Here is a 22,269-nt window from a genome sequence, read left to right as displayed (position 1 = left end):
CGAGGCACGTGATGCGGCTTGCACTCGGCGCGTTCCTGCTGGTCCTTCCAGCTGTGGGAGCACGGGCACAGCTGATTCCTGCGGACGCCTCCCTCGATCTTGCCGGACCGGGGATCTCGGAGCCGACCGACTTCGGTGCCGCCATTCCAAGTGGCGAATCCGCTGGTGTGGGCGCCCTGCCGGCGGCTCCGTCATGGTATGGTGACGGCGTCCTCGACACCGGGCGGCCACCGGCCGGCGTCCCGGCCGCGCCCTGGCGGCTGGTGCCGAGCCTGGAAGGTCAGGTTGGCGCCACGGACAACATTCGCAATGAGCGCACCAACCGGCGCGGGGACGTCTTTGTCCGGCTTGGCCCGCGCCTGACCCTGCTGGCTGATACCCCGACCGTCCGCGGCGCCGCCACCTACGCGCCCAGGCTGACTCACTACTTCATTGACGAGAGCCAGAGCCGGGTCGACCACCTCTTCAATGGCCAGCTCTTCGTCACACTCGTGCCGGATCTGTTTTTCGTAGACATGCGCGGCAGCGGCGACGCCCGGTCAGTCTTCGGCGAATTTGTCGGCTTCGAGGACACCTCGACGGACCGTCGCGATCGGGTTCAGACAACGAACCTCTCCATCCGCCCCTATTTCGAGCACCATTTCGGCGGGGACGCGACGGTCCGCGTCGGCTACCGCTTCCGCCAATCGAGCATCTCCGGCCGTGACGCCTTCGCCGAAGGCAGCAATCGTCCCTTCTTCTCGGGCCAGGATTTCGTCGCCCATGAGGGCTTCGCAGCCATCCGCTCGGGGGTGGATTGGGGCCCGTTTGCCTACTTCGCCCAGACAAGCAACACCGTCTACGAAGGGAGCGGCATTTATGAAGATGCGCACCGCTACATCCACACCCTCCAACTCCGCTACTCCCTGACGCGGGAGTTGGCTGCCGTCGTCGACGGCGGCTGGCAGGACGAGCGGTACGGAGGCCAGCGGCCTTTTATCATCCAGGACCCGATCTGGGGCTTCGGCCTGCGCTTCGCTCCGGCCCCCGATAGCCTCCTCGTGGTCCGTTACGGGGAGCGCGACGGCTTCACCTCCTTCTCTCTCAACGCCTCGCTCCCGATCGGCGTGCGGACTCGCCTCTTCGCCCGCTACAACGAGGGCATCACCTCTTCCGCGCTTGAGAACAGCGACCTGCTCAACACCGTCCGGGTGGATGCTCAGGGTAACGCCGTGGACAGCTCGTCCGGGTTGCCGGTTTCGGTCACCGGCGGCTCGCCGCTCCTCGCCTCCCAGAGTGGTCTGTTCAAGGTCCGCCGCGCCATCGCCGCCGCGAGCCAGTCCTGGACGCGCGACACCTTCACGCTGAGCCTGTTCCACGAGGAGCGGGAGCCAGTCCTGGCGGCCCCTGGAGGTATCGCCTTCGCCCAGGAGTCCACCTCGGCTTCCCTGGGCTGGTCCCGCGCCCTTGCGCCAGGCACGAATATCAGCTCCTCGGTTCGCTATGGCATCTCGCAATCCGACTTCGCCGGGCGGGGTACGAATATCGGTTTCCAGACGGTCCTGGCGCGGGCCCTCACGCCGACGCTGACCGGGTCGGTCCGCTACGCCGTGCGCAGCACTGAAAACGAGGGGCGGGCCGGCCGCGCCCTCCAGAACACCGTTCTCGTCTCCCTGCGCCAGTACTTCTGAGAGGACTGCCAGCGTGCAGATCGACACCTACGGCTTCCGCGAGCCGCCATTCCTGATGACGCCGGACGCCCGGCTCTACTTCCCCAGCTCGGTGCACAGCCGCGCCCACGCGCATCTCCTCTACGGCCTCTCCCAAGGGGAGGGCTTCATTGTCGTCACCGGAGAGGTCGGTGCCGGCAAGACGACCCTTGTCGAGCGCTTCTGCTCCGAACTCGACCCGGCCGCCTACATCGTCGCCCGCATCATGACGACCCAGGTCGCCGGCGACGACCTGCTTCGCCTTGTGGCGGACGCCTTCGGTTCCTCGCCCGAGGGCGACAAGGCCGCCGTGCTGCGCGGCATCATGGCCGCGCTGCGCCAGGGCGACCGCCGCCGCATTCTCATCGTCGACGAGGCCCAGGGCCTCTCGCCCGCGGCGCTCGAGGAGCTGCGCATGCTCTCGAACATTACCGAGGGTAGCCGCGCGCTGTTGCAGACGATTCTGGTGGGCCAGCCCCAGCTCCGCCGCACCATCGCCAGCCCCGACCTCGACCAGCTTCGCCAGCGCATTCTCGCCGCCTATCACCTCGGCGGATTGTCACGGGTCGAGACGCGCTCCTACATCGAGTACCGGCTTCGCGCGATCGGCTGGTCCGGCAACCCGTCCTGGGAGGACGGGGCCTTCGACGTTATTTTCCGCCACACAGGCGGCATCCCCCGCCGGATCAATCGCCTCTGCTCCCGCATCCTGCTCGCCGGAGCATTGGAGGAGGCGCCCCACATCACCGCCGCGATGGCCGAGGCGACCGCGGTCGAGTTGGAGGATGACCTCGGCCCGATTGGCGGACTCGCCGCCGAGGACACCGGTTCCGTGCGAGGGGCGCGTGGGCTGGACGCGCGGATCGAGGACCTGCTGGACCGAGTTGAAACCCTCGAGCGCACCTCCGCCCGCCGGGAGCGCGCCTTTTCGCAACTGATGGACCTCTTCGGCCAGATGGGGGGGCGACGCTTGTGAGCGTCTCCTCGCGTACCACCCTGAACGCCATGAGTGTGGACGTGGAAGACTGGTTCCAAGTCCAGGCCTATGCGGGCGCGATCCGCCGCGACACCTGGGAAACGCTCGACCGGCGCGTCGAGGCAAATACCGATCGTGTGCTCGAGCTTTTCGCCCGTGCCGGCGTGCGCGGGACCTTCTTCACCCTCGGATGGGTTGCGGAGCGCCACCCGGCGCTCATCCGCCGAATCGTCGCCGGGGGGCACGAGCTGGCCAGCCACGGCCACGGGCATGAACTGGTCCACGCCATCGGCGAGACTGCCTTCCGGGAGGATATCCGACGCGCCAAGGGCCTGTTGGAGGATGCGGGCGGGGTTGCTGTGCGCGGCTATCGCGCGCCCACCTTTTCCATTGGCCCGCGCATCACCCCCTGGGCCCACGCCGTCCTCGCCGAGGAGGGGCACCTTTACAGCTCCTCCCTCTTCCCGATCCGACACGATCTCTACGGTGACGACACAGCGCCGCGCGGCCCGCACCGGCCGCGGCCGGACGGCGTGATCGAGATTCCGATGACCACCGTCCGCCTCGCCGGGCGCAACCTGCCCTGCTCCGGCGGTGGCTGGTTCCGCATCCTGCCCGACGCTGCCTTTCGCCTCGGGCTGCGGCGCGTCAATGTCGTCGAGGGCCGGCCCGGCCTCTTCTACTTCCATCCATGGGAAATCGATCCGGACCAGCCCCGCGTACCCGACGCCGGCCGGCTCTCCCAGTTCCGCCACCGCACCGGCCTCGCCAGCATGGCCGGCCGGCTGGAACGGCTGCTGCGAGACTTCCGCTGGGGTCGCATGGACGAGGTCTTCCCCGAGGCCGTCGTAGCGCCCCGGGCGGCCGTCGCGGCAGGGGCCGCCGGATGACCGTGAAGCTGCGGGAACTGGATGCCGCCTCCGCCGGCGCGTGGGACGCGTTCGTGCGCACCGCGCCGGACGCGACCTTCTTTCACCGGGCGGCCTGGGCTGAGGTGATCCGCCGCGCCTTCCGGCACAGGACGCACTACACCCTTGCCGAGCAGGACGGGGCAGTGGTCGGCGTGCTGCCTCTCGCGCGCATGCGGACGCGCCTCTTCGGCGACCTGCTCGCCTCCACTCCCTTCTGTGTCTACGGCGGTGCGGTCACCGCAACCCCGGAGGCGGCAGCCGCCCTCGAATCGCACGCAATCGACCTCCGCCGCCGTCTCGGCGTTCCGGCCCTGGAATTCCGGCGACGCGGAGCGCCAGATCCTGGTTGGACCGAGCGCGCGCCTCTCTACTTCACCTTCCGCAAGCCGATCCTGCCCTTCGAGGACGATGTGAAGGGGATGGAGCGCAACATTCCCCGCAAGCAGCGCGCCGAGGTTCGCAAGGCCATCAACCGCCACGCCCTGCGCTCGGTCTCGGACAGCGACACGGACCGCCTGCACAGGATCTACGCCGAGAGCGTGCGCAATCTCGGCAGCCCTGTCTTCCCACGCCGCTATTTCCGCCTTCTGGCGGAGGCCTTCCCCGGTGAGCATGACGTAACCACCGTCCTGCATGAGGACCGGCCCGTCAGCGCCGTGCTGAACTTCCACTTCCGCGGCGAGGCCATTCCCTACTATGGCGGCGGCACGCGGGAGGCCCGCGGCCTGTCAGCGAACGATTTCATGTACTGGGAGGTGATGCGCCGCGCCCACCGCGAGCGCGGCGCGACGCTGTTCGACTTCGGCCGCAGCAAGATCGACACCGGCGCCTTCGACTATAAGCGGAACTGGGGCTTCGAGCCGGAGCACCTGCACTACTGCTACCAGCTGGCCGATGGCGCGCGGGTGCCCGACAACAATCCGAACAACCCGAAGTACCGGCTCTTCATCGCCGGTTGGAAGCGCTTGCCCGTGCCGGTCGCCAATCTTCTCGGCCCGCCCCTGGTGCGCGGCCTCGGCTAGGATGCCGCGCCTCCTCTTCCTCTGCCATCGCATCCCCTACCCGCCCGAAAAGGGCGAGAAGATCCGCGCCTGGCACATGCTGGATCACCTGGCGAACCGCTGGGATGTGGAACTCGGCTTCTTGGTGGACGACCCTGCCGATCTCGAGCATGTGCCGGTTCTCCAAAGCCGCTGCGCGGCGGTGGAGTGGCGGCCGGTCCAGGGGGGCTGGCGCGGCGCGGCGCGGGCACTCACGCGAGTGCGGCCGGGTCAGCCGCTCTCGCTCGGCTGGTTCCACCATCCCGGACTGTTCAACTGGGCGCAGCGCGGGCTGGCGGATGGCCGTTACGATGCGGCCTTCGTCTACTCCTCCGCCATGGCCCCCTACGCGATGGGCCCCGAGGCGGAGCGGTCCGGCGCGCGGCGCATCCTGGACATGGTGGATGTCGATTCTGAGAAGTGGCTTGCCTATGCCGCCGGCGGCCGTCCGCCGATGCGGCAGGTCTGGTCGCGGGAGGCGCGCACCCTGCTGGCCTTCGAGCGGCGTGCGGCGGCCAGCTTCGACCGTACCCTCCTCGTTTCCGAGGCTGAAGCGGACCGCTTCATCGAGCTCGCCCCGGAGGTCGCCCCGCGAGTGGATTACGTCGAGAACGGCGTCGACCTCGCGCGCTTTGATTCTGCCCAGAGCTACCCGGACCCCTTCACCAACGGGACGCCCGCGATCGTCTTCACCGGCACGATGGACTACCGCCCGAACGTCGAAGCGGTCACCTGGTTCGCCACCGAGGTCATGCCGCGGTTGCGCGCCGCACCGCCCAAGGGGATTGCCCCGCCGGAGTTCTGGATCGTCGGCGCCAGCCCCGCCCCCGCGGTGCAGGCCTTGGCGGCACGACCGGGGGTGCGGGTGACAGGGCGGGTCCCGGACGTCCGGCCGTATGTGGCCCACGCCGCTGCAGTTGTTGCCCCGCTACGAATCGCCCGCGGCATCCAGAACAAGGTGCTGGAGGCGATGGCCATGGCCCGCCCCGTCATTGCATCCCCCCAGGCCCATGAAGGCGTACGCGCGACCGCCGGGCGCGATCTGCTGGTCGCGGACGGGGCGGAGGAGACGGCGCGGTGCGTCGCCGAGGTCCTGGCCGGGGAACATCCGGGGCTGGGAGAGGCCGGCCGCAAAGCGGTGATCGAGGCGCATCGTTGGAGCGCGACCCTGCGACGCCTGGACGAGGCCCTGCCGACCGTTCGGGACGACGTGTAAACGCCGACGCCGCGGCCATGATCGTCGCCGAGGAGGAACAGTCCGCCTCCCTGGGAGTGGTGGGGCGATCCTGTTCGCAGCCCGAGACCAGTTGATCCGAGCTGCACGCGAACACCTCCGAATAACATGTTGCAGGTGCCTAGCTGGTGAGGGTCAAGGAAACTGGGGCGCGGCATCTCCTGATGCGTGCAAGCTGCTGCGTGAGATCGATCAGGACCTGAACGCGCGCCGCGCTGGCTCCCGTTTCCTACCGCCAGCCCAACGACACCTGTCAGGAAACTTAGCGGAGATGGACAAGCGTTTGTAAGAATCCTTTACACTTCTTGAAGCAGTTTAGAACGTTCCAAAATTTACTTTGTCTTTTCAACAGATTATAAACTGGCACGGGCGTTGCTATGTCTACAGAAAGCGAAGCCATGTGGCGGCGCCAGGAGATAGCAAGCTATGCTTAAGAACCTTCTTCTCGGTTCGGTGATGTCCGTCGCGATGGCGAGCGCCGCCTTCGCAGCCCCGATCGTCGGCGTCTTCAGCGCCACGGGCGACGGCCAGTACCTCAACAACAACAACACGGGCGTCCGTGTTGCCAACGCCACGCGCCTCGACTTCGGCAATGCCGGCGGTAACCTGGCCGGCAACGGCTTCGGCAATGCCGGGACGATCAACATCGAGAGCGGTGAGGGCTCCTTCGCCGCCTACGAGGGCACCACTGCGGTCATCAATGACCTTCAGTTCTCGGGCCCGGCGCGCCTCCCTGGTCAGAATGCCGCGACCGTGCCCGCGGGCGCGCCGCTGATCATCTTCAGCAGCCCGTTCCTGTCGCTGACGATCCTCTCGGGCCAGGTCAGCCTGAACAACCTGGTCCCTGCCAACGCCACCAGCGTCACCGTCTCCGGCACCGCACGGTTCACGACGGCCGAAGGTTCCGCGCTCGGCACCTACAGCCTGTCGACCAACAGCCGTAGCGGCCGGCCTGCGGAGACGCTCTTCTCCTTCACGACCAATGCGGGCGTGGCGGTTCCGGAGCCGGCGTCGATGGCTCTGCTCGGCGCCGGCCTGCTCGGCCTCGCCGGTCTGCGCCGCACGCGCCGCTCGGCCTGATCCAAGGCTGATACCGGCCGGGGAAGTGCTGTCGGCACTCCCCGCCGGAAAACGTCAGGAGGTGTCAACTATGTTGACACCTCCTTCGTCTTTCTCCCCGGCAAATCCTGAGACCACCGCGCCAGTCGCCCCGCCACTGAAGCAGGGCAAGTCGCCGGAATCCCCGAGAACCAGCACGCGTTTCGTCGGGAGATACATGTTCCGAGTCAGGACGATTTGCGCTACACGTCCCGCAAGGGAGTGTGGAGGCCCTTGGGCGCATGAGGATCGCAGCACGGCGGCCTGAAACGCTGTCCAGCGCACCAGACCAAGCGCAGATCGGTAAGCCTTCTTCCGGACCCGTTAGCCGCTCCACCCCGGCGGACCAGAAAACCCGGACGGCACTCCAAGTCGCGTGGTTCCCTGCCCTGTCAGCTGCCGGCTTGGCCCTCGCAGTCCTCGCCTTTGCCTTCTCCGAGGAGGTCGCGGCTGCAGTTCGGGTCTGGGATAATTCGGCCACCTACAACCATTGCTGGCTCGTCCTGCCGATCGTCGGCTACCTCGCGTGGTCGCGCCGCCATCGCCTGATCGGCCTCACACCCCGTCCCTCTCCCCTCCTCGCGCTGCTCGCCATCCCTCCCGCCCTCGCCTGGCTCGCCGCCGAGCGTCTCGGCATTATGGAGGGCCGCCAGCTCGCTGTGATCGGCCTCGTCTGGGCGACCGCGCTCGGCATTCTTGGCTGGCCGGTCTGCCGGACCATGGCCGCGCCGCTGGCCTACCTGGTTTTTCTCGTGCCTTTCGGTGCCTTCGTCACGCCTGCGCTGCAATCCGTCACTGCCCGGTTCATCGATCTCGGGCTCGACCTCACCGCCATCCCGCATTTTGTGGACGACCTGGTGATCGAAACGCCGGCCGGCACCTTTCTGGTGGCGGAGGCCTGTGCCGGCCTGCGCTTCCTCATCGCCGCCGTTGCCTTTGGCGCTCTCTACGCGCTCACCATGTTCCGCAGCCCGGGGCGTCGGCTGATCGTCCTGATCCTCGCCGTCATCATCCCCGTCATCGCCAATGGCCTGCGCGCCTTCGGCATCGTGGCGCTCGGCAGCTATCTCGGCAGTGCCGAGGCTGCAGCGGCGGATCACGTCATCTACGGCTGGGCATTCTTCTCGGCTGTCATCTTCCTGCTCACCCTTGCCGGACTGCCCTTCCGCGAGGACACGGCGCCGGAACCCGTCCGGATCGTTACGCCTGCCCCTGTCCGGCCGAGTTCGCTCGCGACCGCCGTCGCGATCATCGCGGTAATCACACTGGCAGGGCCGTCCCTTGGCGCGGTTCTGGGGCAGGCGGGCGGGCGCGCCCCCGAGCGCCGCCTCGTCCACATCCCCGAACTGGAAGGATGCGGCGCGCCTGCCGGACCGGGCACCCTGATCTGCGGCGGCGTGACCGTTCGGGCGGAGATGCTCGTCTTCCCGGGGCAGGTGACCTGGGGCGCCGTTTCTGCCGAGCGCGGCCGCCTTACGGGCGGCGACGATCAGGATCTTCTATTCACTCCCGTCGGCGCTCCGAACGGATCCTGGCGCGCTCGGCAATCCGCCGATCGTGGCACGACGATCGCCCTCGCCGCCTGGCTCAACGGACGTCCTGCCGGCACCGGAATGACGAGCCGCGCGGAGCAGGCCTGGAACAGCCTCGGGCTCGGAACGGGCGTACCCGTGCTGGTCGCGGTGACGCTGGGGACGGAGAACACCGGCTTCGATGGCCTGCGGCAGCGGGCAGTCCTCGAAACGCTGTTACGGGCGCGGGGTGGAGCGATCGCGGCCGAGGCTGCGGCGGCCTCCACCGGCCGTCCGCCCGGCTGAGTCCGCCCCGCCGCGCGGCTCATTCCCCGTCGCGGAGGCGATAGACGAGCAGCCCGGCCCATTCCCGCAGGGCAAACCAGCTCTGGGCGAGATGGTCGGGCCGCGGCACCCAATCCGATCGAACTCCGGATGGCCACGGATCCAAGCGTACCGGTGCGGCCCTGGCGGGGAAGCCCTGCCGCCCGAAGGCGGCCAGGGCGCGTGGCAGATGCCAGGCGTGACTGACGACCAGGGCCGATCCCACCCCCTCGGCCCGCAGCATCGCAGCGCTGAAGGCCGCATTATCGCGCGTGTCGCGGGCGCGCACCTCCACCCAGCGCGGCCGGATTCCGAAGTCCATCTCCAGGCTCGCCGCCATCAACGCCGCAATCGGGGGTGCACTGCCCGAGAGCGGCCCCCCCGTGACCAGTACGGGCAGTCCGGAGCGCCGATGTAGCGCGGCGCCGGCCCGAAGGCGTTCGAGGGTCAGAGGGCCGACCTCCGGCCCGGCATCGCCATGCGCCATCTCTCCGCCGAGAATAACGATCGCGCGCGGCTCCTCCTGGCCGGAGAGCGGGGTATCGCGCAGCCGGTCCTCCAGGGACGCGGTCAGCCACCCTGCCGCGAAGGGCGTGGAAAGCAGCAGCACGCCCAATGCGCCGGCCACCGCGGCGGCACCTGCCCAGCGCCGGCCGCGCCATGCGAGAAGGCCGGCGACCAGCATCGCGAGCACGAGACCCAACGGCGGTAGCAGGAGGTTCGTCAGGACGGCCTGTGCGGACAAGGGAGGACCTCGAAGACTCGGTTCGTCAGAACTGGCCGCAGGGGAACGCCTCATCCCGGTTGCCAATCACCCCCTCGGCACGAGTGGCATTGCCTGGATCGGCGGGAGCATGTGCCGCTGGGCCGAAGCCCGTCATGATGGTCGGGCGCCCCGCCACCGTTCAGGCAGGAAACGGTGCGCGACCGGGCTCAGCACGGTTCTCAGAAGATGGCGCGGACGTGCCGCAAGCCAGCCATGGCCGCTGCGCCCGGCCAGGCGCGCGGCCCGTATGTAGTCCCGGGGGCCGGATCGGGAGGCGAGGTAGAGATAACCTGAGAGGCTCCGCGGCAGCATTGCGGCCACGGCCTGCCGCTGTTCCGGCTGCAGGAGCACGCCCCCACCCTCCCCCCGCATCGCCAGCCCGGCGAGAACCTCCGATGTTCCGCGGGAGAAACGCAGCGCGTTACGCCCGTGCGAAAGATTGGTGTCGTGCACGCGCTTGTGGGTGACGGTCCCGCGCGTGAGGACGAACAGCCCCCGCAGAGAGAGGCGAAGGAAGAAATCCTGGTCCTCACTGTACATCATCGCTTCGTCGAAAAGCCCAGCGGAGACCGCGGCATCGCGGCGGAACAGGCAGGCCGAGGTGCAGAAGACGCCCGTGCGCAGTAGTTCATCGAACATCCTCGCCCCAAAGGTGAGGCAGCCGGAAGCGATCTCCTCGGCCGGCATCTCGGCAAGTCCGCTTACCGCGAACAGGCTCGGCACCACCGTTTTGTCGCCTGCGAAAATCGTGCTGTCGCCGAAGGCCAGCACCGCGTCCGGTGCCGCGCGCAGCAGCCCTGCCAAGCGGGCGTGATGGTCGGGCGCGAGAAGGTCGTCGGAGTCCAGAAGGGCGATCCACTCGGCCTCACTCGCGCGGATCGCGGTGTTTCGTGCAGCCGATGGACCCTGCGGGCCGGTGTTGCGCAGCACGCGGATCGGCAGGCGGCCGCGCAACTCGTCGGCGCAGCTCTCGGCCACAGCCACGGTGCCATCCGTGCTGCGATCGTCCACCACGGTCACACGCGCCGGCAGCAGCGTCTGGGCGGCCACGCTGAGCAGCGTCTCGCGCAGGAAGGGCGCGGCGTTGTAGGCGGGGATGACAACCTCGATCATGGATACTCCGCTAGCCGAACCGCGCTCGCGGCGCCATCATCCCGCCGGATCGTGCCCCTCGCAGATCGCGAGAAAGCGCCGCGTTTTTGCCTCCCAGCCGGCTCCGCGCGCGGCCTCCAGCCCGCCTGCCGAGAGCCGGGCGGCAAGTGCTCCATCCTCCAGCAGCCGCAATACGGCGTCGGCGATGGCGCCGGGGTCCCGGCCATCGAGGAGGAGGCCGTTCACCCCGTCCACGATCGCCTCGTCCGTGCCGCCCGCCTGCCCGGCCACAACGGGCCGGCCGCAGGCACCCGCCTCCAGCAGCACGAGGGGAACACCGTCGCTCTCGCCTGCCTCCGCCCGATTCGGCAGTGCGACGACCTCGGCCAGCGCGTAGAGGCCGGGCATCTCCGCCGCGGGAACAGCGCCAAGAAAGCGGGCGTCGTCCGGCCCAGCCATTCGCTCCAACGCCGCCCGCTGCGGTCCATCGCCGGCCACAAGGAGGATCGCGTCCGGGTGGCGGGCGCGGACCTGGAGCATTGCCTCAATCAGCCGGTCCACCCCCTTTCGGGGCACAAGTCGCGTCGGCGCGAGGATGACGCGCCGCCCTTGCAGCCCGAGCGCCGCGCGGTGCGCCGGGTCGGGCGGGGCCGGGCGGAAACGGGCAAGGTCCACCCCGTTCGAGAGTACGGTCACCTTCCCGGCCGGGACGCCGTAGCGCTCGACGAGTTGCCGTGCGGGAAAGTGGCCGGCGGCGATTACCCGGTCCGCCGACCGGAACCAGCGTCCCCGCGCGTCCCGGGCCGCCGCATCCTCCTGCACCAGATCATCGCCGTGGCAGTAGACCAGCGCGCGCCGCCCGAGTCGCCGCGCGAAGGGGACGAGCCAGCCCACCGTTTCATCGTCGCAGACGAGGATGGCCGTCGCGCGGTGCCGCCGCGCCATGGCCGCGACGGCAACGGCAAGGCGAATCGCGCGCGCGGCCCAGACCGCGTGCCGCAGCACCGGGTTCCGGTGCGCGGCCGAAGGCAGTGGCGGGCGCACAAGGCCAATCCGTGCGACCGCGTAGGACGCTCTCGCGTCGCTCTCGCGCCAGCCCGGCCGCTCCTCTCCCGTCGCGGCGTCCAACCGGGAGGTCAGCACCGCGATTTTCCCGTCCGCGTGCCGGGCGAGGGCTTCGTAAACGCCGGCAGACCCGCCCAGCATGGGCGGGAAGGTGTGGCAGACGATCAGGCAGCGCGCGGGCATGGCGGAGAAAACCCCGTAGCACCCGGGTGCGGCCGGCACTACGCCGCCGCGTGGTGCGCGGCGATCGCGGCAGCCAGCCCGGGATCGCGGTCGTACTGATGAACGACCGCGATCAGGCGTCCATCGGCGTCACGCAGGCGGTGTCCATCGCGAACCGCGAGGGAACCGAGGCCACCCGCGGGGATCGTCAGGACGTCCTGTCCGTTGGGGACAGACTCCGCGCCCGCAACGAGGCCGCGCCAGAGGATCGCGTTGTGGACGGCCTGATCAACGCCGGAGTGGCGATGCTCCGGCGGCACGTCAGCCAGCATGCGTCCCATGATACAGAGATACTCAAAGACGGCCTCCGCGGTGCCGAGAAGGGTTCCTGCGCAGGAAACCGGGTGGTGGCCGATCTCTGCCACCACCTCAGGGCCGAGGGCGCGCACGAGCCAGTCACTGTTAATGGGTGAGCCGGCAAGGTTGGGCGGCTCCTCCAGATGGAAGCGCAGGCGTGACGTGCCGAGAGCGGCGAAGGGGTCTGCCTGGAACACGACGTCGCGTGTGTCGGTGAGGAGAACGCGTCCCGGCAACTCGTCATCGGACAGGTTGAGGGCCGCCTCGGCCAGCGCATCGAGGTAGCGGTACATGCGCGACGAGTTCATCGACATGGCCATCGTGTGAATGGCAGTGAAGGGCAGGGCCCGTACGGCATGGCCGGCGAGGAAGTCGCGCGTGTCGGGCGGGACGGCCCCGGTCAGGAGCCAGACATCCCCACCGTAGCCGGTAGCGCGAAGCGAACCCAGAAAAGGCGCGAGCTCGGCTGGGCCGTAGTTGAGCGCGAGGCCCATGACGAGATCACGCCGCCCGTGCGAGAGGCGCGCGCGAGGGCCCTCGGGTGTCGCAAAATCAGCGAGCCCCGTGCGCAGGGCTGCCTCGGACCGCTCACGGGCCCGGGCGATTCGCTCCGCCTCGACCTGGCCCGTCGAGAGGCCGAGCAGCGCTGCCAGATGCTGACCGATTCGCATGCGGCCGAAACGGTCCCTATTACTGTAAGTGTCCCAGAATGGGGCCTGGGCCACCGCACAGCAAGCGGAGGGTGGGCCTGAGAGGTGACCGGCGCCCCTTTCTCGATCCGGGGCGGACCGGATAGGAAGAGAGCATGGCCAATCCTGTTTCGCGCTCCGCTGCCCGTCTGCGTGATCGCCTCACCGCATCGAGTTACTACCGGCGCCTGACGCAGGCGAGATTCGACCGCGCATGCCGCGACGTGCTTCGCACCCCGCCTGTCCGAGCCGCCGCCGGAGACGCCCCGGTGCATGTGGTCAGCATGGTTCGGACCGAGCACCTGCGCATGTATCTCCTGGCCATCAAGTCCTTCATGCGCCGTCTGGCGCAGGATGGGATCGGCCCGGTGGCGGTCACGGTGCTCGACGACGGCTCGCTGACCGAGGCCGACCGGGCCGTCCTCGGGCAGCATGTGGAAGGGATCGGGACAACGCGGCTGGACGGCCTGCCTACCGGTCCCTGCCCGCGCGGCGGCTGCTGGGAGCGGCTGCTCCATATCCTCGACCTCAGCGCGCAGCAGTACGTGGTGCAGCTCGACTCCGACGTCCTCACCATGGGCCGGATCCCGCAGGTGACGGAGGCAATCGCGGCGAACGCCTGCTTCACGCTTAATTCAGGCGAGGGGATGTTCATCGTCTCCCTCGAGGCGGCGGCAGCGGCGGTGGCGGCGGGTGACCAGGCCGCATTGCAGACCCGGGCCGAACTCGTCCTTCCCTCCCTCCCTGCGACGGGGGAGGACGGCATCCTCGGGCGCCGTTACGTGCGCGGGTCCGCGGGCTTCGCCGGCTTTGCCCGCGGCACGCTGACCCGGGCGGACGCTGAGGCCTTCTCCCGCGCGATGGAAGCGCGGCTGGACCGGGCGACCTGGTCGCGCTGGGGAACGGAGCAGGTCACCTCAAGCTACCTCGTGGCCAATGCGCCGAATGGCCGGGTGCTGCCCTGGCCAGACTATGCCTGCCTGGACCCGAGCGTGCCGGAGCCCGAACGCTGCGCGCTGCTGCACTTTGTCGGCTCGTCCCGCTTTGCCGGAGGCGTCTATGTCGCGTGCGGCCGACGCACCATCGCCGAACTCATGTCGCATGGAGCAGGTTGAGCCGCATCCCTCTGCCGGAGGCACGCGTGCATAATCCGTCAGGAAACTTTACACACCTGAGGACTATCGAAAACGCTCCCCCACGCGTCATCATTGCCTCTGGTCACCGCTCCCCTCTCATCCTGCCTCGCGCCTTGAGCCCCGGATTTGAGGTGACCTGAGGCCGGGGTGGTCGCGGTAGGGTCAGAGACCCCCTTCGACCATCCTATCCAAGGCAATCTTGCAAGAAGGCAGAAGGCTCCTGGCGGGTGAGGAGCGGAGGGCGATGCCCTTTTCAGTCCCGGATGCAGGGAAGAACCGCGCCCAGCCCCTTTCAACTGTAGAGATGCGCCCGCTCCTCTCCCTTCGCTGCCTCGGCCGCCGCCCCGTCGCGCAGGATGCGGTCCCGCGCGATTCGGTCGAACACCCCGTTCAGCCCGCCGCGCAACGTCATTGCCCCCAGATGCTCGCGGTAGAGGTCCACGATATGCACCGGCATGGCCTCCACCCCGCGCGAGAAGAGCAGTGGATAAAGCATGGAGGCCTGATGCCGCCGGACCGCGTAGCGCATCCGGCGGTTCCGGTAGATGCGCCAGTCCCCGGGCGATAGGGGGTTCAGGGAGGGATAGGCGAATCCGCCCTTGTGCGAGGCGGTGACGCGTCCGTCGTCCCGCTGCCCGAGCGTATCGAGGTCGTACTTGACCAGGGTCGTCACCAGCCCGTCCTCGCCGAAGACGCCGAATGGGAGGCGGATGTTCTTCGCCCGGAAGCCGGCGACCACGCCGCCGCGCAGGGCGTAAAGATTGCCCGCCATCTCGTGGTTCCGGACGAGCTTGTCGCGAAAGGCTTGGCGCGAGCGACCTGAAAGGGGCAGGCCCGCACAGCCATTCGCCCGGGGCTCCCTTTCGAAGGCTTCCATGAAGCCCACCACCGATCCTGGCGACACGATCATGTCGCCATCCGTGAAGACGTGCGCGGCCGCGTCGAGCGGCGCGATCTCGTGCACATAGGTGTTCCAGGCATTCGCCTTGTCGCCGCGCGCGATGACGACGGGGTGTATATCGACGCCAGGCGCGCGATAGGCCCGGACAAGCCCCTCTGTCCCGTCGGTGCATCCGTTGATGAGGACGTGGACGCGCAGATCCGCTTCCCCCGCCAACGCCGCGATGCCATCGAGGCAGCCGATGATCCCTGCCTCCTCGTTGTAGGCGAAGACCGCGAAGGAAACGGAAGGCCGCGATGGCCTGGCCGGATCCCCAGGGCGCTCGTGCCCCAAGGCGGCGGAGGTGTGCAGCGGATCGGGCAAGGCTTCACTCCCGGGAACGGATGCGACCACTTGCGCAGGATGTTGCGGCGGGCACGACGTGCTTTGCAGAAGGTGAGGCCGTTGCGCAACTGTCCGGCGCAGGCGACCCGCTCCAACGAGGGCACGTCGTTGAGAGGAGCAGCCCGATTCGCTGACCGGGCGCCTCAGGCCTGCACAGGGGGGGTCGGCGGGATTGCGAGCCGTTTTCTGAAGGCGCCGAAAGCCCCGCGCAGCCGCCCCGCCGCGTGGCGCGACATCTCGAGCAGCCCCGCCGGGTGCCGCGGGTCGACCAGGAGAACGCCGACCCTCTGCCGGCATGTCCCGACCCAGAGCCGCTTGTAGGCATCGTCACCACGCCCGAAATCGAGCTCCGAGACGCCGTCCTTCTCGAGGAGCGCGCGGATCATGCGGGCCGTCAGCACCGTGCCCGGGGATGAGGCCCGGCTTTCCTCAGTGTGGGCGAGCTTCAACACCGTCGCGCGCCGCCCGCCCCGGTCGAGGACCCAGTACTGGGCCGCCAGGGGATGACCACCCGCCCGTTCCCTCAGCACCCCAAGGCGCAGCCATCCCGCCGCTGCCGTTCTCCGGATCAGCGCGCGGTCGAAGGCCGGGAAGGGCTCGTCGGGCTTCCAGCTCCGCGCGCGAACGGCCTCGTAGGCCGCGATCCCGTTCTCAAGATCGCTTCCGGGAAGCGCGAGGAGCTCGAACTCCGTCTCACGCCCGGCACGGGCAAGCTTGCGGGCTATCGTATTCCGCAGCGCCGGCGGCCGCGTCCCGAGATAATCCTGCCAGCCGGTACCGCTATCCAGCACTTCGTGCCAATTGCGGGTGTGCATGTAGTGAAGGGAGCGCAAGCCCGCCCGCGCCGCCCCCTCCAGCAGCTCCGGCAGGCCCGGACAGTCCGGATCGAGGGTGTCCAGCGCGATCGGCCTTCGAAAGCGCAGGAGGCGGCCCAGCGCCCGCCCGGCCTCTCGCAGATCGCTCCCCTGGATGCCCGGTGCGAGGAGTGGCCGCCAGTCCAGCGTGTAGGGCGAGGTCATTGCCGAGAGCCGGCGGCCCTGACGGAGCAGAGGAAGGACCGCACCGTCCGCCACCGCCAGCAAGGCCTCGCCTCCCTGGGGCAGCCCTTGAGAGAGGAGAAGGTCGTACCAGGCGCGGGACGCGAAGAACTCGCCCCTCTCCGGCACGTCCAGGAAAGGCTCACACCAGCCGGGAAGTCCCCCGTTTCCTACTGGAAGAAGACGGGCCACGGGACGCGCGGCTCTCGGTGGCATGGTCGCGGCAACTCCCTCCAGTGGACGTGTGGCAAGGTGTCGCAGCCGGAGCGTCCCCCGGGCTAGCCGCCATGTCCCATCTCCGCACCGCACCGGCCAGGGCGATTGAGCGGCAGGACTTCAAATGCTAGGAGGAGACATAGCTAATCCGACAACAAACGTCTCGATATCCTCCCCCGACGATGCGGACACTTTGCGCGCAGATGTCGGGGATGGCAGCAGGTCCACGATGAACGAGGATATTCGCGGCTACCTCGCGCAGTTTTCAGGCAGCGAGGTGATGTTCCTGCCTAACCCCGGGAATGCCGGTGACAGCCTTATGTCCTCGGCCACCTATCAGGCCTTTGACAAGCTGGGCATCCGCTACCGGATTCCACATCTCGGCAGCTTTGACCCGGCGGGGAAGGTGGTCCTCTACGGGGGTGGGGGCAATCTCTACGAGAAGGGCCGGCACTCCTACAGGACCCTGGAAAGGATCCACCGGACGGCGAAGCGCCTCGTCATTTTGCCGCACACCATCAAGGACGTGGACGATCTGCTCGACGCGTTCGGCAGCAACGTGACGGTCATCTGCCGCGAGCCCGTGAGCCACGACTACGTCCGCGGTCGTGGAGGACGCTACGAAACCCTCCTGATGGAGGACCTCGCCTTCAGCCTGGATGTCGAGCAACTGCTGAACGGGGCGGAAAGCTTCAACGCGACGGCGATGCTGACCCATTTCCTCCTCCAGAAAGTCATCAGGCGAGACGGGCACACCTCCTTCGACAACGTCCGGCGTTACATGGCGCCCGGACCGGTTGCGGCCCGGCTGCTGGCACGCCCGCCGGGGGGCGTCCTGAACTGCTTCAGACGGGACGGCGAAGCGACCGACATCCCCATCCCCGAGGACAACGTCGACCTTCCGATCGTGTTCATGTACGGCGTTTCGCCCGCGCCGGTCGCGCATCACGCCTCCCGCTCGCTCCTGCGAACGCTGATGTCCTTCGACGAGATCCGCACCAACCGGCTCCACGTCGCCATCGCGGCTGGGCTGCTCGGTCGCCCGACCCGGCTCTATACGAATAATTATTACAAGATCCGCGCCATCTACGAGTTCTCGATGCGGCACCGCTTCCCGCACGTCACCTGGATGAGCTGACCCGGACCGTGCCGCTGCAAGAACCCTCCGCAAACGAGCCGGCCGTGAATGCTGCGGCCCCGCGGGCGGAGCCGTTGGCGGCCCTGGTCATGCGCGGCGCCGCGTTGATGGTGGTTCTTCGGTTCGTGATCCGGGCGATCGGCCTCGTTTCGGTGCTCTTCACCGCCCGCCTTCTCACCCCGGTCGATTTCGGCATCATCGGCACGGCAAGTCTGGTCGTCGGCCTTTTCGCGATCCTGCAGAGCATCGGCCTCGGGGATGCGCTGGTGAGACTGCGCCAGGTCGACCCCGAGCACGTGCACACGGCCTGGACGCTCAACCTCCTCTTCAGTGCGGGGGTGACCCTCGCCATCTGGCTCAGCGCGCCGGCCGCTGCTGGCTTCCTCGGGGAGCCCGCCCTGGTAGAGGTGCTGCGCTGGCTCGCCGTGACGCCCGTTCTGAACGCGCTGACCAGCCCCGGTTCTATGACCCTCATCCGCGACTTCGCCTTCGGCAAGGAGTTCGTGCTGAAGGTCTTCCAGAAGGTCGCGGTGGCGGTCGCCGTGGTTCTGGCCGCGTGGTGGACGCGGAGCTACTGGGGCCTTGTCTGGGGAAGCCTGATCGGCACCGTCCTCCACGTCGCCGGCAGCTACACCCTCTATCCGTACCGGCCGCGCTTCAGCCTGACGAAGACGCGCGACTTTTTCGCCTTCTCGTTCTGGACGCTCGTCCAAAGCCTCGCGACCTATGTCGCCATCACCGTGGACGAGGTCGTGGTTCGACGTCTCGTCTCCACGCAGGTTTTCGGCCTTTACCACGTCAGCCGCGACCTCTCCCGCACGATGGTCTCGGAGATGGTCGCCCCGGCCGCCGCAGCGCTTCTGCCTGGGCTCGCACGGCTGCGCGACGAGCCGGCCCGCTTTGCCGAGGCCGCACGGCAGGCCGTCGGCGCCGGCGCGATCGTCGCTGCCGCGGCCGGGCTCGGAGTCTCCGCCACGGCGCCGGAGATCACGGGACTGCTGCTCGGGCCGCGTTGGGCCGGCGCTGCGCCCTTTCTCGCCTGGACGGCAATCGGCGTGGCCGGGCAGACCGTGGCAGGGCTGAATCGCAGCATCCTCGCCGCGCTCGATCGCCAACACCAAGCCGCCTTCCTCTGGGGCCTCCGCGCGGCGGTGCTCACGGCCGCCTGCCTCGCCGCCGCCCTGCTCGGCGGTGTGCTCGCGGTCGCGATCACCTACGCCGCCGTGTCGGTGACCCTGACGGTGCTTGATTACGCCTTCATCTTCGCCCGTCTCGGCCGCCCCTCGGCGCTGGCCGGGATTTTCCTGCGACCGGTCCTGGCTGGCCTTGCCATGCTCGCCGGCCTGTCGTGGCTGCCCACGGAGGGATTGGCCCTGCCCGTCGCCGCGGCCCTCAAGGTTGCCCTCGGCGCCACCATCTATGTTGCCGCGCTTCTCGGCCTATGGTGGGCGATGGGCCGTCCGCGCAGTGCGGAAACGGCGCTGCTGCACCGCCTGCCCGGCCGCCTTGCCACCCCGCTGCTGCGGAGCAACACTGTTCCGGAAACGCCATAATCGACGGAGCGGGGACGGCGATGCTGAAACGATTGAAGCGGGCCATTCTCCTTGCGGCGCTCAGCCGGCAGGCACGCGCCGTTATGCAGGAACGCCTGACAATGCTCGGAGCGCGCAAGCTCCTTCGGTTGGAGAGGACTGCGGCCCGACTTCGCCGCCAGGGAGTCGCCGGCGATTTTGCCGAGTTCGGCCTCGCCCTCGGAGGCTCGGGCATCCTGCTCGCGGGGCGAGCTCTCCGCGATGGTCGCCAGTTCCACGGCTTCGACGTGTTCGGGATGATCCCCCCTCCCACCTCTGAAAAGGACGACCCGACCTCCAAGGCGCGCTACGAGGAGATCGCGGCCGGCCGATCGCGCGGCATCGGCGGCGACACCTATTACGGCTACGTCCCGAACCTCTTCGACGTGGTGAAGGAATCCTTCGCGCGCCATGGCGCACCCGTGGACGGCGAGCGGGTGGTCCTGCACAGGGGCCTCTTCGAGGACACCCTGCCAGACTACGCGAGTCGTTCGCTCGCCCTCGTCCACGTGGATTGCGACTGGTACGACCCGGCGAAATACGTGCTGACCACCCTCGCGGACCGCGTGTCGCCCGGGGGCGCGATCATCATGGACGACTACCACGCCTATGGCGGCGCCCGGACCGCCACCGAGGAGTTCCTCCGTGCGCGGCCCGACTACGCCTTTGAGGACGGCGACAACGTCATCCTGCGGCGGCGCTGACCGCCGCCCTCAGGCCGTGGCCACCGCCGCTTCCAGGCCGGGCGCCGCACCCTCCCCCGCCAGGAAGCCTTCCAGCACCAGGAGCTGCCAGATCGCCTGGGCGTGATCGGCGCCCCCCGAGGCGTGCTCTTCCACCAGCCGCGCCAGCGCTCCCGTGTCGAACAGGCCGCTGTCGCCCATTGCAGCCCCGGTCAGCCGCGCCCGCACCGTCTCTGCGCCGGCGCGAAACTGCCCGCCGATGCTGTCGGCGAAGCCGCGCTTCTTCCCCCAGAGCAGCTCCGCCGGCAGGAATGGCGCCATCGCCTCCCGCAGCACCCGCTTGCCGACGCCGCCGTTCAGCTTGACGGAGGCCGGCAGCGCCATCCCCCAGGCGACAAAGTCGTGGTCGAGGATCGGCGGCCGCAGCTCGAGCGAGGCGGCCATGCTCGTGCGGTCCGTCTTCACGAGGATATCGCCAGGCAGATAGGTGTGCAGGTCGGCATATTGCGCCTGCAGCAGCCCGTCCTCCGGGTCGCATTCGGCCATCAGCGCGGCGAAGCGCGCCGAAGGGTCATGCCCGTCGGTCGTCGCCCGCATCGATGCGGCGTAGAGCCCGCGTCGGCGGTCGTCGTGCAGCTTACAGACCGTGCGGTAGTACCCGGCCGCGCTGTCGAGCGCGATCTCGGTAAGCGTCGTCTTCGCCCGCAGCCAGCGCGGCGCCCAGGCGAGCCGTGGATAGGCCGATGCCAGCCCCCCAATCACCTGCCTCCGCATTCTCGCCGGCACGAAGGACCGCACCGCCTCGGACAGGCTGTGCCAGCGGTAGCGCCGATAGCCCGCGAAGACCTCATCGCCGCCGTCGCCCGACAGCGCAACGGTCACGTGCTTCCGCGCCAGATGGCAGACCGCGAGCGTCGGCACGGCGGAATGGTCGCCGAACGGCTCGCCGAAGATCCGCGCCTGCTCCGCCGAGGCGGCGATGTAGTCCACCCCTCCGGCCGCGTCGTGGTGCCGGGTGCCGAGGCGCACGGCGAGGGCCGCCGCTGCGGGCCGCTCGTCCTCCCTGCCCTCGAAGCCGATGGTAAAGGTGGAGAGCGGGCCGCCCCCTTCCTCTGCCGCCGCGCGGGCGGCGAGCGCAACGATCGCGCTGGAATCCACCCCGCCAGAAAGGAAGGCGCCAAGCGGCACGTCCGACATCAGCTGCGCGCGCACCGACGCATCGAGCCGTCGGGCAAGCTCGGCCGGCGCGTCCGCTCCCGCTGTGAGGGCGGTGGTCGGGGGCTGCCAGTAGCGGCGAGGCACGGGAATTCCGGCCTCACCACGGCGGAGGAGAAGGAAGTGGCCGGCCGGGAGCCGCCGGATGCCGGCATAGATCGTGGCCGGATCAGGCACGTAGCCGAGGGCCATGTAGTCGTCGACGGCGGCCGGATCGATCCGGCGCGACATCCCCGGAAGGGCAAGCAGGCCGGCGAGCTCGGACGCAAAGGCAATCGTGCCATCCGGTAGCTCACCGTAATGCATCGGCTTTTCACCCAGGCGGTCACGGGCGATCAGCAGTTCGCCGCGTGAGCGATCCCAGAGGCCGAAGGCGAACATGCCCTTGAGGTGGGTGAGCACGTCCAGGCCCCACTCGCGCCAGCCGTGCAGGATCACCTCGGTGTCAGAGCTTGTACGGAAGCGGTGGCCGGCCGCCTCCAACTCTCGGCGCAAGGTGAGGTGGTTGTAGATCTCGCCGTTGAAGCAGACGGTGAGTTCCCCTCCCTCCGTGGACATGGGCTGCGCCCCGCCCGCCAGATCCACGATCGCGAGGCGCAGGTGGCCGAATCCCAGATGGGCCTCGGCATGATAGCCCTCCCCGTCAGGCCCACGGTGGCGAAGCGCCTGGGCCATACGTCGCAACAGTCGTGAATCGGGCACCGTCGTTACGGTGGGGTTGAAAACCCCGACGACTCCGCACATAAGTGTTCCTCACAAACGTGTTATGCGCCTTAAGGGTGCGGACCCGGTTGGATCGTCAACCTTTGCGTGCAAAATGCACCTGCAACCCTTCCGGATCGCCACTATTAGACTAGATGAAGAGGTGGACGGAGATACCGGCCATCGAAAGTGAAGGGTCACAGGCTTCAGCTAATCCAACCCATATTCATCGCAGGATCGCCACCATGCCGGGTCTAGACGTCGAAAGGTCAAGCCTTCTCACCCTCCGCGCGCAGCCGATCGCTTCTTCGGAACGATTTGCGTGGCCGGTTGCGGTGGTGATCATAGCAGCCTTCGCTTTGGGCCTCTGGGC

General features: G+C 68.6%; 18 protein-coding genes. 11 read left to right on the top strand and 7 right to left on the bottom strand.

The features are described from left to right. The first annotated feature begins 11 nt into the window (after positions 1-11). The 7 genes from ACVBD7_RS21860 to xrtA all read left to right on the top strand — a co-directional run bounded on the left by ACVBD7_RS21860 (position 12) and on the right by xrtA (position 8,764). Complete coding sequence (locus ACVBD7_RS21860) at positions 12-1,670, top strand: TIGR03016 family PEP-CTERM system-associated outer membrane protein (RefSeq protein WP_458095347.1); 1,659 nt, start codon at positions 12-14, stop codon at positions 1,668-1,670. Positions 1,671-1,683: 13 nt separating this feature from the next. Beyond that, positions 1,684-2,664 (top strand): AAA family ATPase, encoded by a 981-nt coding sequence (locus tag ACVBD7_RS21855; RefSeq protein WP_458095346.1) that lies wholly within the window; start codon positions 1,684-1,686, stop codon positions 2,662-2,664. Beyond that, a complete protein-coding gene (locus tag ACVBD7_RS21850; protein ID WP_458095345.1) occupies positions 2,661-3,554 on the top strand; it encodes an XrtA system polysaccharide deacetylase in 894 nt (297 codons plus the stop codon). Before ACVBD7_RS21855 ends, ACVBD7_RS21850 begins: the two co-directional genes overlap by 4 nt. Further along, entirely contained in the window at positions 3,551-4,597 is a 1,047-nt protein-coding gene (locus ACVBD7_RS21845; protein WP_458095344.1) for a FemAB family XrtA/PEP-CTERM system-associated protein, read from the top strand. The genes ACVBD7_RS21850 and ACVBD7_RS21845 overlap by 4 nt, the downstream gene beginning before the upstream one ends. Position 4,598: 1 nt before the next feature. Next, the gene (locus ACVBD7_RS21840; RefSeq protein ID WP_458095343.1) at positions 4,599-5,831 is read left to right on the top strand and encodes a TIGR03087 family PEP-CTERM/XrtA system glycosyltransferase; all 1,233 of its coding nucleotides are present in this window, start codon (positions 4,599-4,601) and stop codon (positions 5,829-5,831) included. A gap of 444 nt (positions 5,832-6,275) precedes the next feature. Then, on the top strand, positions 6,276-6,929 hold the full coding sequence (locus ACVBD7_RS21835) for a PEP-CTERM sorting domain-containing protein (RefSeq protein ID WP_458095342.1): 654 nt from the start codon (positions 6,276-6,278) through the stop codon (positions 6,927-6,929). Positions 6,930-7,351: 422 nt separating this feature from the next. Beyond that, complete coding sequence (xrtA, locus tag ACVBD7_RS21830) at positions 7,352-8,764, top strand: exosortase A (RefSeq protein ID WP_458095341.1); 1,413 nt, start codon at positions 7,352-7,354, stop codon at positions 8,762-8,764. Between the two features lie 19 nt (positions 8,765-8,783). Here the strand turns inward: xrtA and ACVBD7_RS21825 are convergent, their stop codons facing one another. From ACVBD7_RS21825 to ACVBD7_RS21810, 4 genes are all read right to left on the bottom strand, one after another. Continuing rightward, positions 8,784-9,527: a YdcF family protein gene (locus tag ACVBD7_RS21825; RefSeq protein ID WP_458095340.1), complete on the bottom strand. Its 744-nt coding sequence runs from the start codon at positions 9,525-9,527 to the stop codon at positions 8,784-8,786. 132 nt (positions 9,528-9,659) lie between these two features. Continuing rightward, positions 9,660-10,661 (bottom strand): glycosyltransferase family A protein, encoded by a 1,002-nt coding sequence (locus tag ACVBD7_RS21820; protein ID WP_458095339.1) that lies wholly within the window; start codon positions 10,659-10,661, stop codon positions 9,660-9,662. A 36-nt stretch (positions 10,662-10,697) separates the two neighbouring features. Further along, positions 10,698-11,888 (bottom strand): glycosyltransferase family 4 protein, encoded by a 1,191-nt coding sequence (locus ACVBD7_RS21815; protein ID WP_458095338.1) that lies wholly within the window; start codon positions 11,886-11,888, stop codon positions 10,698-10,700. 38 nt (positions 11,889-11,926) lie between these two features. Beyond that, complete coding sequence (locus ACVBD7_RS21810) at positions 11,927-12,895, bottom strand: hypothetical protein (protein WP_458095337.1); 969 nt, start codon at positions 12,893-12,895, stop codon at positions 11,927-11,929. Positions 12,896-13,029: 134 nt separating this feature from the next. Here ACVBD7_RS21810 and ACVBD7_RS21805 point away from each other — a divergent pair, with 134 nt between their 5' ends. Next, positions 13,030-14,028, top strand: coding sequence for a hypothetical protein (locus ACVBD7_RS21805; RefSeq protein WP_458095336.1), 999 nt, complete (start codon positions 13,030-13,032; stop codon positions 14,026-14,028). Positions 14,029-14,341: 313 nt separating this feature from the next. Here the strand turns inward: ACVBD7_RS21805 and ACVBD7_RS21800 are convergent, their stop codons facing one another. Both ACVBD7_RS21800 and ACVBD7_RS21795 read right to left on the bottom strand, forming a co-directional pair. Beyond that, a complete protein-coding gene (locus tag ACVBD7_RS21800) occupies positions 14,342-15,313 on the bottom strand; it encodes a glycosyltransferase (RefSeq protein WP_458095335.1) in 972 nt (323 codons plus the stop codon). Positions 15,314-15,477: 164 nt separating this feature from the next. After that, positions 15,478-16,500 carry a GNAT family N-acetyltransferase gene (locus ACVBD7_RS21795; protein WP_458095334.1) on the bottom strand — a complete coding sequence of 341 codons (1,023 nt, stop codon included), beginning with the start codon at positions 16,498-16,500 and terminating at the stop codon, positions 15,478-15,480. A gap of 316 nt (positions 16,501-16,816) precedes the next feature. Between ACVBD7_RS21795 and ACVBD7_RS21790 the strand changes: the two genes are divergently transcribed. From ACVBD7_RS21790 to ACVBD7_RS21780, 3 genes are read left to right on the top strand one after another with little or no spacing between them, the layout of a single operon-like run. Next, on the top strand, positions 16,817-17,725 hold the full coding sequence (locus ACVBD7_RS21790) for a polysaccharide pyruvyl transferase family protein (protein ID WP_458095333.1): 909 nt from the start codon (positions 16,817-16,819) through the stop codon (positions 17,723-17,725). 44 nt (positions 17,726-17,769) lie between these two features. Further along, positions 17,770-19,278 (top strand): oligosaccharide flippase family protein, encoded by a 1,509-nt coding sequence (locus ACVBD7_RS21785; protein ID WP_458095332.1) that lies wholly within the window; start codon positions 17,770-17,772, stop codon positions 19,276-19,278. A 20-nt stretch (positions 19,279-19,298) separates the two neighbouring features. Then, positions 19,299-20,000: a TylF/MycF/NovP-related O-methyltransferase gene (locus tag ACVBD7_RS21780; RefSeq protein ID WP_458095331.1), complete on the top strand. Its 702-nt coding sequence runs from the start codon at positions 19,299-19,301 to the stop codon at positions 19,998-20,000. A gap of 9 nt (positions 20,001-20,009) precedes the next feature. Here ACVBD7_RS21780 and asnB read toward each other — a convergent pair whose 3' ends face one another. Next, a complete protein-coding gene (asnB, locus tag ACVBD7_RS21775; RefSeq protein WP_458095330.1) occupies positions 20,010-21,938 on the bottom strand; it encodes an asparagine synthase (glutamine-hydrolyzing) in 1,929 nt (642 codons plus the stop codon). Positions 21,939-22,269 lie beyond the last annotated feature (331 nt).

It is taken from the genome of Roseomonas sp. WA12, assembly GCF_054165765.1.
This window is presented reverse-complemented; position numbering and strand designations above follow the sequence as displayed.